At 52.6% G+C, this 14506-nt stretch carries 6 protein-coding genes; 1 reads left to right on the top strand and 5 read right to left on the bottom strand.

The window, feature by feature from the left end:
* Positions 1 to 366: 366 nt before the first annotated feature.
* Genes NQD60_RS04215 through NQD60_RS04200 form a run of 4 tightly spaced genes read right to left on the bottom strand, consistent with a single transcriptional unit; the run spans position 367 to position 12893 of the window.
* Positions 367 to 1593, bottom strand: a complete 1227-nt coding sequence (locus NQD60_RS04215; RefSeq protein ID WP_257101191.1) for a hypothetical protein — start codon at positions 1591 to 1593, stop codon at positions 367 to 369.
* A gap of 51 nt (positions 1594 to 1644) precedes the next feature.
* Complete coding sequence (locus NQD60_RS04210) at positions 1645 to 3402, bottom strand: hypothetical protein (protein WP_257101190.1); 1758 nt, start codon at positions 3400 to 3402, stop codon at positions 1645 to 1647.
* 47 nt (positions 3403 to 3449) lie between these two features.
* Positions 3450 to 8000 (bottom strand): neuraminidase-like domain-containing protein, encoded by a 4551-nt coding sequence (locus NQD60_RS04205; RefSeq protein WP_257101189.1) that lies wholly within the window; start codon positions 7998 to 8000, stop codon positions 3450 to 3452.
* Positions 8001 to 8012: 12 nt separating this feature from the next.
* On the bottom strand, positions 8013 to 12893 hold the full coding sequence (locus NQD60_RS04200; protein WP_257101188.1) for a Tc toxin subunit A: 4881 nt from the start codon (positions 12891 to 12893) through the stop codon (positions 8013 to 8015).
* A gap of 796 nt (positions 12894 to 13689) precedes the next feature.
* Here NQD60_RS04200 and NQD60_RS04195 point away from each other — a divergent pair.
* Positions 13690 to 13980: a transposase gene (locus tag NQD60_RS04195; RefSeq protein WP_257101187.1), complete on the top strand. Its 291-nt coding sequence runs from the start codon at positions 13690 to 13692 to the stop codon at positions 13978 to 13980.
* Positions 13981 to 14222: 242 nt separating this feature from the next.
* Here NQD60_RS04195 and NQD60_RS09170 read toward each other — a convergent pair whose 3' ends face one another.
* Positions 14223 to 14336, bottom strand: coding sequence for a hypothetical protein (locus NQD60_RS09170; RefSeq protein WP_368736116.1), 114 nt, complete (start codon positions 14334 to 14336; stop codon positions 14223 to 14225).
* Positions 14337 to 14506 lie beyond the last annotated feature (170 nt).

Genomic DNA, 14506 nt, shown 5'->3' with positions numbered 1-14506 from the left:
GCCTCCTAAGCGCACGCCGGTGAACTCTGCTCAGCCATTAACCGACTAAATTTCCCGGGCGCCTAGTTTATTTAAAGTTATTTTGTAGCCATTTCATTGACCGAATAAATCATCAGGTCTATAGGATTATCATCTGTGATGGAGGTCAATGAGACTCGCCATCATTCCCGTCCCTAGCGTCTTACAGTCCACCGGCTTCGTTATCCTCGGCATTAGATCGCGCAAGCAGTGCCACGCTCAACTCCCCCAATGGGGGGAAAGAAGGTGGCACCAAACGAAGTGTCCTTATTGATTTTCAAATCAACGTTTTCTCCTACTAACACGCATTGCCTTCTCGGCCGAATTCGAAGCTTTGGGGGCTAGTTATTATCCAGTTATTGTTTTTGTCTTCGTTTTCTCCTTTCCATTTAAGCTCGCCGTAACCGTCACGGTCTGACCAACAAGATTCTGTCGGCTCCATCGGACAATGGAAGTCTCCTCAATGGTTTCATTTGTAAGTCCAGCAGAAACTGTATACTCGCTCGCATACTGTGAAGCAGTCCAGGCTACTGAAAGCTTATAATGTGACAGCTCAATTTCTTCACAAATTGCACTGCTGATTTCAAAGTCTCCTGGCTCGCGCTGCGCTTCAAATAAGAGATTAAATATTCTAGCGCGGTCAGATTCAATTAAATTTTCGAACGCCTCAACAGAGACCAGCTTAGACAATACCTCGGTTGAGACAGCTACAGTAGTGCCCGTGACTGAAATGCCATTTCCGGCCCCCACCTTCAGCCCGTCCGTATCGACCGACAGCCCAGGATTCGTTGTCGCAACTTTGACAGCTACACCCGCACTCGAAACATTGATCCCGTCGCCCGCTCCGACGGCTACACTAGCGCCCGTGACTGAAATGCCATTTCCGGCCCCCACCTTCAGCCCGTCCGTATCGACCGACAGCCCAGGATTCGTTGTCGCAACTTTGACAGCTACACCCGCACTCGAAACATTGATCCCGTCGCCCGCTCCGACGGCTACACTAGCGCCCGTGACTGAAATGCCATTTCCGGCCCCCACCTTCAGCCCGTCCGTATCGACCGACAGCCCAGGATTCGTTGTCGCAACTTTGACAGCTACACCCGCACTCGAAACATTGATCCCGTCGCCCGCTCCGACGGCTACACTAGCGCCCGTGACTGAAATGCCATTTCCGGCCCCCACCTTCAGCCCGTCCGTATCGACCGACAGCCCAGGGTTCGTCGCTGCCACCTTGACGGCTACACTAGCGCCCGTGACTGAAATGCCATTTCCGGCCCCCACCTTCAGCCCGTCCGTATCGACCGACAGCCCAGGGTTCGTTGTCGCAACTTTGACTTCCAGTGGTGCATCATCTGATTGGCGTATTAAACCTGCACCAGGCCCATTTTGTCCCGCTGCAGCGCCAGCGGCAAGCTGCCCTGCATGAGCCATATCGATGAGATCCGCAAAATCCTCCTGCAGCGGGATTTTGTGTGTTTCAAATGCTTCCTTCAAATCGTCCGCGGTGCGCGGCAAAGTTAGTATAGCCGTATCGTCAATATTGGCCTGAAGTGTTTTGGTTGCAAGTTTAGGCATAAGTCCCTCTGTTGTAGTAATAAGATAGATAAAATGCTACGGTTAGCTCAGCTATACGCTCGGCTGGATTTTTCTTACATAGAGCAGCGCGTTCTCTCTCACGTAAGGCAAATCGAAAGGGTCCGTCCCCGCCTCTTGTTCGGTTCGGGAAGCGATGCGTAATGTGCTAATCCCAAAGTTGGCGACGGTCACTTTGAACTCAAGGGATGGCGCCATGCGCTCACACGAAAACGCCAATTCAACTACACCAGCAGCGTTTTCATCGCACTGCACTTCCCAACAGAGACCTTCCGCAGGCATTGCCCCCGGTTGCTCTAACGGAGGCGAGAATGTGACGCCAGAAGAGGCATTCTCATTGAGCCATTTCAACTCGACCTTTTCGCCTACCAACACGCATTGGTCGCTGGGCTCAATTCGGAGTTCATGCGCTTTGCCCCAGTTGAGCGAGAGAGGCGTCTCGGGCGTGACGGAGTCACCGTCCAACGTGATCTTGAACTGCCCCCAGGGCAACGTGGGGATGGCGCGCACGTTGTTGAACGCATATTTATCGGGCTCTGGGTTATACGGCGCATCGACTGACGCCTTGACTGTGGTGTTGTCTGCCGTAGGCTGATATAGGTAACGCGCCCAGCCGTCTTCACCGGTATCCGCTGAATGGTCTTGTCCGTCGGGCGTGCACCAAGTCACCGTCACGCCATCGGCCAACCCGTTGGCCTTGGGATTAAATACTTGCACGGCCAACTCAACCTTCTCGTTTTGCGGAATAATTGGCCAATGACGTTCTGGCTGACCATGATCCTGAATCACCAGTTTAAAATGCCCAACTTCACACGGCAGCGTAAAGACTGGGGCATCGTAAATGCTCTCAATGTCGGCGCTCAGTAAACCGCTTGCCTGATTGCCACACTCGATGGTCCATGGCGCAGTGACCGGCTGCTCGCCGTCCTCTTCAGGCTTGGTCGCACGCAGGGTAACGCTAAGCCGCTCGGCCTCTTCGGCATTCTCCCAGTCAGCATAAACGTGGGTGCCCGGATAAGGGCCATCGCCTGCCCAGCCATTCTCATCCCGAGGCGTCAGTTCAAGCGTATGCGTGGCCCCACGGCAGATTGGTACTCTGCCGTCGGGTAACCATCTCGCTAGATGGCCGTCGAGAGCAATCCGAATACCGTCTTCCTTTAATTGCAGCGCCGGCAAATGCAGATGCACCGCAACCCCGGGTAGATCTTGTCCCGGGGCTGTGCCGCCGAGATGCAGCTGTCCGATGCCGAAGGGCCAATTCACTGCCGCCGGCTCGACAAAGTCCATCGCTTCTGGGACACATGTCCCTCGCTCCTTATTTTTCCCCGAGGCAAAACGGATCTCGAACGCGTCATCACCGTCTTTGTATAATGTAAAAAAAACCGGAGGGTAAGGTAGCCAATCCGTGTCATTTTGCGGTGCCGTTGACGCAGCAATGCCCGGTGCAATCAGTGAATGCTCGAGCTTGTCATTGGTTACACCACGCGCCCACAGTTCAATATAGGGTTCCTCATCCGGCGAAGGTGTGAGGGTAGGCTGATACTCAAAGGACAGAAGATATCCCTGACCTTGCTCAGCGTCGAGTTTGGTTGGGTTAACAGGCAAAGAGAATCGCTGCTTGATAATGCCGCAAATGAAGTGCAGATACCTTCGTTTCGATTGAATATCTTCTTTTTGGAGAACTTGATTAGGATATTCAGGATGATCTTCCCACCCCTCCTCATAATAATGTTCTTCAAAGCCACCATTTTGGATAAGGCTCCGCTGGGTAATTTTGCGTGGTGTCGTCATAATATATTGATCAATGGATTAAGGGGCCGGCCCGTTCAAGCCCGCACTCAATGAGTCGGGGTTGGGGTCGGTTCAGGTACTGGCACTAACGGTTCTACCAATTTAGCAAAGTCACGTCCGCCATCGACTGCCGTATAGTGGAATTGAATGATGATGTCGGTCATCGATTCAAAGAGGTCTTTCTGCGGCATCGATGTGGGGCGCGGAAATTCGAGCATCCATTGCGAGATGGCTCCGGTGCCTTCAAAGGGCAGGTAGCGTCCATCGTCAAAGTTCATCTGGAGCATGCCCTTGTCATCAAGGCCGCTAGAGAGGGCAATCTGGCCGGTCGGCCTAAGATTGAACCGGACATGTGTCGAATTGGCTTCTTTATCTTCCGGGTTATGGGTGTAGCGCACTGCCGCAATATCTGGCTTGATCACCGTTTGACTGGAGACTTGCAGCAATCGCGCATTAATATTCTGGTAGGGGCCGATCACCGCGGGAATCGTGACAGAGACGCTTAGCAGCTGCCGCAGATATAATCCCGGATGATCTTCGTCCAGCATTTTCGCAGTCAAGGCAAAGGGCAGCTGGCCGCTCTCGTTCAGCTTGCCAACCGCATCATCCCAGTCTATGTCAGGATGCTCGCGCAACGACACGGTTTTGGTCAGCTCCAATTTCCGCTCATTTCGATGCACGAATGCTGACTCCATCTTTAGGAGCGCTAGTTTCATCGCCTCGCCTGCCGTCAACCCATGATAGTTGTCAAACCACACGTCAGGCTGAATAAAATGCGTGTCATAGTCGCCAATTTCGTACTGCCAGCACGCCTGTACGGACAGGCACAAGGCGGTAACCGCGTCATAGGCCTGGAAATACAAAGTAGCCATCTGGCTGTGTAGCCAACGATAAAGGGACACTTTGCTGCCGCGCGTCTGACTCAAGAACGCGTAGAGTTCCTCGGCCTGAGTTCTGGCGCGACCTTGCTGCGCTAGCGCGGTTTGGGCTGCTTGAATCTGGGCATCTTGCGCGGTAATCTGCGCCTGCAAAGCTTCGACCTCTTTTTCGGCCAGGTCCCGTTGGTGTTCCCACTCGACTCGCCGGCGGCGATAACGATCCGAAATTTCCAAATTGCTGGCCACGATCTGAGCCACCGACGATTGGGCCGACAAACCATAAGCGACCGCTTGAAATGGCGCGCCGTACTGAGAGCCGCCGTTCGCCAAGCCAAATACATTCGGCACAAGCGAAGCGGCAGCACCCGCCGCCGAGATGGCGCTGGTTGCAGCCTGCAAAGTCTGACTCAAGTTGGTCATCACCAACGCTGCCGTCTCCGCAGGTGAAACATCTTGCTCAACCAGTTCTCGGTAGTAAGCAACACGCAGTTCCAAGGTCGCTTGGTTAGCCTGCAACGAAGCTTTGGTGGCTTCAGCATGCTCGACATAGTCTTGCTGCAGCCGTTCAGCAAAATCCGCCATTTCAATGAGATGGCGCTGCTGCAACTCCTCCTGTTGGCTCCGGTCACCTAACTCCATCAGTTGACGGACTTGATCGCCAAAGCGGCATAAGGTTTCGATGGCGTTTTGTGCGCGCGGCAAGATTGCCAGGAAACGATACGGTGGAATAACCAAATGTCCGCCGGGATTGCGTTGACCGAAGCCCGCGCCAGCAGCTTGCGCCCGTAGTAGATCGCGTGGATTAGCAATCGCGTCAAACAGTGGCAAATGCATTGGCTTGCCGTCGATCGTGAGATTCTGACGCAAGTTGTTGAGCCGGAACGCCAGCGTGTCCCAAACGTCGAGTAATAGCTGGTTAAGCGGCAGGCGAAACGCTGGTGCATCGAGCAAATCTAACATAACGGGCCCACCGGGCCGGAGTGGCAGATTGGCCAGCGTGGCACTATTTAGGCTCACCTCGAAAGTATTAAGAGCGGTGGCATCTGAGGGCGACAGTTCCACCAACTTGGCCGGATCCCAACGGCTGACTCCGCGGAATGCGGGCGCGTTACCCATCAACGACAATGCCCGCACGTACAGGAGCTTGGCTTCGCTCAGGCTATCGCGCGTTAAGCGTCGGTACAACGCGTCCGCCCAGGCGATCAAATTATGCACATAGTCCAGGTAGACCTTCTTGCAATAGTGCTCGGGACAGCTATAGGCAATCGCGTCCGGATCCGTGGGCCCATCGATTTCGTAGCTGGCATCCCCCTCTTCCATCAACGGACGCACTTGCCAATAGCTGGGCGTAGCGTGTTCGGCCGGAATGACGGGCGCACTGGGATTAAATAGATAGTGCAACCAGTCCTGCGCATCGGCATAGTTCAACTCCCGCGTCAGCTGATGCGCTACCAAGTGGGGGATATGAAAGAACAGTTCCCAGAAATAACGGCCGTTGGCGCCGTTAAAGTCCATCCATACCGGCTTATTGGGTTCGTCCGGCGTACCAGGCTCCTCCATATGCTGGGTATCCCAATGCAATAGCCGCTCGAGCGAGAATGACGCCCGTTGGATCAACTGCCCAACAAACAACGTATTAAGCCGGACATATTTGAGTGCCAAATCATCGTTATTAAACACCAGGAATTGTGCGCCATTAAGGAAAGTCTCACCATCCGCCGTATCGATAATGCATGGCCCTTTTTGGGGTTTTTCCTTAAGCGTGACATCAAACCAGTTATAGCCATAAGAAGGGTCGTCTTCTTTACTAACGCCAAAGATAAACGCATGCCTGTAAGGCCAGTTTGGGCTGGATGTGGTCGTTACACTGGCGGTATGGGTCACGGCGCCGCCGTTCAGGGTCAGCGATGTGTCGGCTTGGTCTAACTTTTTCTGATTTTCAAATTTGTCCCCGGTGCGCGACCAGATCTTAAATGGCACCGACTGAAAATCTTGCCTGTAAGTCACCAATCGATTCTCGCTGGATGCCAGCGGTGTTTTTTGGGAAACACCTTTAAGTCTAAATGAAAACGACGCACCATCACGAATCTGTTGGGCTGACATTTTCAGAATATCTTTTTCAATATTTTCTGGCAAATCAAAGGTGTAAGTTTTGGGCCCTTGATCACGCGCAGCAAAACTCAATTCAGCGAGGGGTAGTTCACTCTCGCCATAAAGCAGCTCGGCATCGAAAGCAATGCCCGATAAAATTCTGGAAATAGAAAACGTGGCCCGACTGGGTCGCGCTGAATCCCAGCTATTAGGCCGAATTTCCAAGACAGATTTCAACAGAATTCCGCTGAATAGGACGAGCTGGACCTGAAGCGTTTCAATCCGCCGAATTTCTCGCACGGCATGACATCTCCCTCGCACATTAAAATCGACCTCATACGTACTTTTTGCTTTCTTATTTTCATTGAAACACTCGACTTGCAGCTCCAGGTATTGATTGATGCCGCCTGGTGGTTGGTGTGGCGGCCAGGTAATACCATATTCCTGGGCAGGATTGTCATTGACTCTGACGGACTCGACTTCGAATTCAATCCCATCGAAAACACTCTCCCAGCTGACAAACCGATTTTGTAGGCGCTCGGCCTGATCGAACCGATTCACCGCCAAGCCTTTGAGAAGATTTTCCTGACCGGAAGTCAGTTCGATCCGATCAAAGACTGCATTCCATGCAAGCGTGATTGCTTCACCGCCTTCACCAGTTCGGGTCAATGCCACGGCCAGGGTAGCGCTCTTCGACGCGAGGCTCTCAAACGCGATAGCGAGCAATTTGAATGACTCGTTATCTTGGCCTGCTATCGTCTTCACGGTCATCGGCACAGACCATTGACCGTTCAGATCCAGGTGAGCCAGCTTGAGTACATAATCATATTCATAGGACGGCTCCTGGTCTTTCTCCAGCTTTTTGACATCGAGATGTTTTTCGACCCAGACGATATAAAGCCGCCCGCCCGAGCGAACCGGGCGAATGTGGGTGACCTCTTCACTGAAAGCGAGGTCAATCAGTTTCCACTCGTCCCAAACGCTTGGATTGAGTTGAGTGTTATCTGGCTCGATCTGCACACGTGCTTTTCGCCAATAGTAACGGTGGGGAGCAATTTTTTCTCGCCCGACAAAGTAGTAATCCGCATCCTGATGGCTCGGACCATCGATATAGCCCGTCATCACCTGGAGATTGCTGACCTCCTCAAAACGTCGTAAATAGTCCAGTGCCGCATCGCGCACTCGATCACTGTTAATGCGCGCTTGACCGATTTTTGACTCGAACTCTCTAAAAATCTCGGTTTTTTTAATGCGCAGCGTCGGATCAATATAGTTTTCCGGATAGGATTGCAATAGTTGATTGGCGGCCCAAATGGAATAGCGCGCCTCCCAATTTCGCCATCTCTCGACTTCCTCACGCTCGTAGGCCGCTAGGTGCCCTGGCTCCATACCATTATAAATACTGTGAATGTACTGCTGCAGACTGGCAATTGCCTCGGCTACCCAGGAAGTCGTCACCTTAGCGCTCACCTGGTTGTCCAACAACAGATACTGATAGAGATCTTCCGGCGTCACGAGTTGCCCGGCTGCAGTACCCTCGGCGGGGACGATTTGGCCCAGATAGAACTGCACCAGGGCATCGCGCCGGCTTTCGTTAAGTTGGGCGAGAATGGGATGATCAGTGCTCATGGTAGCGGATCCTTATTTACGTAACTTGTTTTTTATGGCGGGGCCGCTGGCCGACTCCAGCAGATTGACCCTCAGCCAGGTGACGTGATCAAGCGCGGTCAGACGCACGCCCAGCGCAAACTGAGCGCTCTCTCGACCCTTGCAGATGATGGTCCACTCAAGGCCCTCCTCGGTCTCTATGGGCAGTATTTGAAGAAACGACGGATTGGCGCTTAAACCGAGCCCAATTACGTTCGGACCATCCCACGTCAATGCCACCCTTTCATTCTTCAACCAAGCCTGGCCCGCGGCTGGCTTGATATGTAAGCAGTATTTTTCATTTTCACCGTGTCGAAAGGTTAATGTTGATGCTGTCGAAACCGGCTGACCATTAAGTGTTATGTCCCATTGCGGCACGGGAATTACGCGGATCTGGAGCGTTATCTTCTGCTCGTCCGACAAACTGGCCACCACCTCATAGTTGCCCTCTGTAGCCCGCGGCATCGCGAAGGTGCTGTAGCCCAGCTCATCAGTCGACTCAGCTGTCAACACTTTTTCACCGCCGCTGATGCGCCATGTCACAGGATAGCGCGCGATGGGCTTTTTATCCCCTTTATCACCACTGGGTTGGGCAGAATCCACCCGTACTCTCAGGAGCAGCGGTTGCTCAGGGTTAGCAATAGTGGTCAGGGTCGATTCAGTCACCCGGATCAGTGTCGGATCCGACAGCACATCAATATCTTGCTCAAACGTATCAAGTGTTTGCGGCGCCTCACATCCGCTCGGCTTATATTGCGCTTTTACCTTAACGCGACCATGCTCAGTCGGTCGGAACGTGAATTGGGCGATCCCTCCGTCTTGCGTGGTTGAGGCTTGTGGCTCGGCATCATCAACCGTCCAGCAAATCGTTTCGCCATCGACCGGCTCACCCGACAATCCCAGTAAACGGCAAGTCACCGTGATGTCTTCGCCGGCCACATTGCTCGTAGTTAGACGCAATCGATACCGGTCATCAATATACGGTCTATCTTCAAATCTAATAGGTGGCAGATCCACGGTCACGCCATTGTAATAGGCCTTAACTTGGCATGGCTCCGCAAATTTGTTCACTAATTGAACGCGTGCATAGCCTTCCAGATCGGTGTGCACGTTAGTCTGCAGCAATCGTCCGGCATTCGTCTCCCATCTGACAAGGCGATCCACGCCAGCGTTGTCATACGGCCGGTCCTTTAACCTAACATACAAATCCACCTTGGTTTTTTCGCCAGCCAGCGGTGGTGGCGACGGCGGCCGGCCGGTATAGCTCACAATATCCAAGCTGTCCTCGTCGCAGTCGATTAGTACGACGGGCATATCGAGCACTTGGTCCAAGCCAATCCGTGCACGCACGCGCGCCACGCCCATGATAATGCCCGGGTAAAGCATCACAGTGGTCACACCATCCTCGTTGGTAACTGTTTGTGTCTGACGCAAGCTACCCGCGTCATCGACACTCCAACGAACCACAATGCCACGCAGCGGCTGATTGGTCAGATCCCGGATGGTCAGCGTCAAGGTCGCCACATTTTTAGAATCGTCGTAATTCGCGATCAACTTCTCGGGACTAACCTCACAGGTACTCGTCACACTCTGACCCACCTCGGCCACGGGCCCCTGCTCCGCCTTCTGAGTAGCCACCGTCGCGACAGTCAAGCAACTGAGCGCGTTCTGCGCCGCTTTGCGGTAAACCTCATCGGGAGAATGAAAATCCAGTTGCCCCAGATCAAGCAATGCCCGCGCATTTAGACCCGTTGACTGACAAAGCACGTAGCAGCGCAGTAGCTTGTCGAATTCAACCAGGTTGAACACGATGCCGTATGGATTGATCGTCAAAGCGATCTGCAGGATCTCGCGGGCGCTCCAGCCCAGTAACTCAGCCAGTTTTCCAGCGGCCCCATCGCGCACTAAACGCAAGTGATCTGCAGACGGCCCGTCCATGGCATCCGAAGCAAACAGCTCTGGGTCATTGACCAGCCTCAGATAATGCAATAGCTTTTCAGGGGGTTGCCGTGCATTTTTGATTAGGCGCGCATATAGGCTGAGGTAATAGATATTCTGCAGCGTCACCGCACCCGCCTCAAAACCAAACCAATCTTGCCCCCACATCTGCGTATGGGCTTGCAACATCGCAGCATCCAACTGGAATTGCTGAACAATACGGGCCAGCCGGCTGAGATCGACCATTTTGATCAGCATCTTGTCATAGCTACTCGCCTCCTCCTCTTCGTCTTGATCCAACGGCGTGCTCATACGTCTGGCTGCTGCCAGCATCGCATTGCCTGGCTCATCGACTGCGCGCATCGACCAGGCCAGCAGGTCGTACGCACTTTGGCCAGCCCAGGCGATGAGCGGCAACACCAGTTCTGCACTCAGCTTCAAATAGCCCGCTCCACTTTCCTGCACCACCGCATATTGTGCCGCCCGAGCGCGCAGCACAATAGCCAGCAGCGTTTCGGCCAGTTGACGCTTTTCCACCTCCACCGTCACGTCACCCGGACGAGCAAGCACTGTTTCCTCCGCGGCAGGCTGCCTCTGGGCAAAAGTTGAATTTGTCTCGACTGTATAGAGTTGGTCCAACATATCATCAATGATGTTACGAGCACTAAAGGCGTAGTCTTCGTCCGAAGCCGACACGCCGTCTCGGATAATCCCGTCAACATCCACCAAATCTTGTAACAGATCAAACCAGTTGGGCGTCTTTTCTATCGGAGGATACTCTCCTGGTCGGGGATCCGGAATGTAAATCGTCTCTGGTATCCCAGACTCGAGTAGAACGGTTTGGGTCACGCGGACGGGCTCCAGCCGACTCTTAATTTCGCGAATTAATTTGTTTTCCGCTTCGGTGGCAACGGTGGGCGTCACCGGCGACTGAATATGTTGGATCAGCCACACGACATCAATGTCGTTATCCCGACACCACTCGATACAGGAAACCACGGCAACCAGTGTACTGAGCAGATCAGCGTAACCGTAGACCTGATATGAAATATTGACTGGTTTTCCCATCACCTGACGCACCAGCGACTCACCGCCATGGTCGAGTGTCTCTAATAACGCAGTGAGCACAATCGGGTGTAGCTTCAAGTACCGCGCAAGGCTTGTGATGCGATAAAACGATGAGACCACCTCGAGCGAGCGTGTGAGTTGGGTCTCCTCAGCGCTCGTCACAATCAATCGGCCCATATATTGGAAGGTTTCCTGGTTGAGCCCCAAGGCAGTGCTAATTTGCTGTACAGTCTGCTTGCCACGCTCGTCGGTATCCGCAGGCTGAATGTCAAAAGGCGTGCCATCCAACACAAACGGCTCAGCAAAGAGCGATTGAATGTTGAAAATTCGGTCGAATTGCGAGGGCGTATCGCCTTGTCCATACGGCGAAATCTGATGAAGCCAGGCGGCAAAATCCTCTGCTTTCACCCCATAGCGCGCTCGCAGATCACGAAACACTCCTAACGCACGAAGCGTATTAGTCGTCATCCAGGGTCGTGCGGGATCCCCCTGCTCAGCAGTGATGGTGGCCATGACCAACTGGTCCGCTTCGCTATACGACACTCCCATCCAGCGACTGAGCCGAATCATGCGATTGACGCGGTCGGCCCGATCCGCAGTCAGATCACGCAGAATGTGTGCGGGCTTTGCTTCGTCCTCCTCCATCTCTTCGATCGCGCCAGCACTCTCTAGACCAATCGGCGGCTGAGGGCCGCTGTTGATGAATGTAGCACCAAAGACAGATGCATCGTTTGTACGGCTATTCGTTTGCACGTTGGGCGAGATAAACGGCGCATGTGTTTGGATCGCAAATAATGTGTCTAAATCATGGCGCGGCGTATCTGTCTGAAGACAAAATACCTCTGTGCGTTGAAGCTCCTGCAGGGTCTCCACCCCAAAGTTCCGCTTAAAAAACCTCGCTTGCTCTTCAAGGAGAGTCTCTGACTTTGTAAGCAGGGTATGGGGATTGCCGCGGCGTACAACAGAGGCGTCATTCGTCACCGGAAGGATAGAGGCATCGTCCGACACAGGAAAGTACGGTGCCTCAATGAGCACAGCGCGCCGGTTGGGTCCCAGTCCGATGCTTTGTTGCATAGCCACATCCGAGATACTTGAATGCGCTCCCTTCCGGTAAAAGTAGGGATAGTCATTATCCATTTGGCGTGCGACATCACCCAACGTCAGGGCAGATTCGGCAAAAGACAGAATCGTATTAATTTGCTCTTGCCAGTGTTCATAGGGCATACGCCACGGATAGCGGCATTGGACCAACGCCCTGTCTACCGCTGAATCGCCCTCATCGCTTTCCTTAAAGAAGGTTTCTAGATACTGGCCAATCGCGTGTTCAAGCACCTCATTGACAATAGATAGGGTGCGACACGGGCTATTCATCACCGCTGTGTCCAACGTTTTTTGCGCAAGGTCGGGTCGGCGTTTAGACAGCCTTAGCTTAAAATCGCTCTCTGAACCCGCCTCCAACTCAAGCGCCTTACGGTATAGTTGAGTGAGGTAGGCAACCGGCGAGATCCGGGCTTCGATGGCGTTTGATTGCGCCATCGCGTCGAAGTCGGGGTTAAAAAGAAAATCGTAGCGAGGCCCAGCCGTCAACGCATGTAAGCCATGACGCGACTCAAAAGCCCGTCTACCGCCCTTCAGCTCCCGTTCACGAAACTGCCGCGCAACCGCCACCGCTACGCTACGTGCTCGATCATGCAGTTGCCTTGCCTCAGTCACGTGCAGCTGATCAGAGGTGATCAACCCCCGTAAACTACGTTGCGCCAATGACACTACCGAACCAGATTTCGCCACGACGTCGCGCACTGCCTGCGACTCCGACGCCATTAACCATTGCGAAAGCGTTTGTTGCTTCTCAGGAGAATTCTTTTTCATCTTCCGTCCCCACCCCCAATGCGTATCATTACCTTGGTTTAGGCGAACATCTCTGTCTTCCCATCCGGTGGGCGTCACGGTCACGTGCGATGGCAGCGATAAACGCCGATGCGCCAAACGAGTTTTCACCCGGCACAAACCATTCGCCTATTAACTCATGACTGCCTTGATATAACTAAGGAGCCCTCTCCACCTGATACGTTTCCAGCTGATTCGCCGCTTCTACTTCTATTTTTAACATTCTTAGAAAACAATCTACAGAACCCGCATACTGCAAGCGTCGCCTATTTATATATTCATTGCTGCAACGCAAAACGTGGGTCGTAAACTTTACCGCTCCTGCTCACTGACACCTCATTTTTCTATGACTTAGACCCACTCCATCTGCGACAATGAAAATAACTTCTCGCACAATTCAGGACCTGTTTATCGAGGTGATGCTCAAATGTAAAGTATATTTTCTAAATTTTCAAGAAATTTTTTTACTGGGCTTGTTCCTTAGATCATCGGACACAGTCAACCCAACCTGGCCATCGCATTTGAGCATTACAATGACAAAAACTTGACCTTGCTTCCGAGAAACGAATCCCTTGTATCATCTTTTTTATGATGGTTAGCTCCCATCATGTGAGGTGGAGAGAACTTTTACGAATCCTAAAGGCCTGGACCTTGTCCGTAAGATTAAGTCCTTCACCTCTTCCTCTCGCCAACAAAATACTGAACGGTAGCCAAGGGTTCGACCCTGCATGCACAAGGAAAGTGAGTGGGTTGGTAGTATTAATTTTGAATTGAAAATATGAAGATATTTTATCTGGGTATAGATGTTGCTAAAGCCAAGTTGGATTGTTCGTTATTACTTGATGACACTGGTCTTAAACGCAAATCTAAAAAAGTCACCAATAGCCAAACGGGGTTCAGCGAACTATTAACGTGGCTTGTTAAGCAAAGCGTTAAACTTACCGATCTTCACGTCACAATGGAAGCCACGGGGAGTTATCATGAGCAAGCGGCTCAAGCTTTACACGATGCGGGTGTTGCGGTTTCCATCGTCAATCCGGTCCAAGTGAAGGCTTTAGGTGCGACCTGAGGTCGCTTGAATTTCTGTTTCACAGGTGGAACAAATCTGATGAAACCGGTTGCTCCATCAGCCGTTCCCTACTTAGACATGCGCAGCCGGTAACAGCCGCGTGTGAAGCTCTGAGGACAATGTAACCGCCGAGCATTCGGTATGCCAAGCCGTGAGGACAGGCAAAATCTGCTAGCACTAAAGCGGAGAGGGGCTAGGGACGCGTGAGAACGACCAACATATGTGAATCTCTGTAATCGTCGTTATTGACAACAGGCCAAAAGTGCTATTGAAGCTTGGGCTACCCAATTCAGGATTGTCTTAGTGCAGCATCCGAACTCTTTGGATAGCTCTTTAGCGCTCTTACCCGCTTGCATTAGCTCTATTATTTGTTGACGAAAGGCCGCTGGATACGGCGCTCTAGATTGATTCATTACGGACTCCTTTTAGGTAGTTTAAAAGTGTCCGCGAAAAGAAGCCAACTTCAAAAGCACTTGAAGAGGGAGATGAAGGATCACCCGCGTGACCATCATCTCTTCAGGGATGT

This window comes from Mycoavidus sp. SF9855 (assembly GCF_024582735.1).
In the GTDB taxonomy this organism is placed as follows: domain Bacteria; phylum Pseudomonadota; class Gammaproteobacteria; order Burkholderiales; family Burkholderiaceae; genus Mycoavidus.
This window is presented reverse-complemented; position numbering and strand designations above follow the sequence as displayed.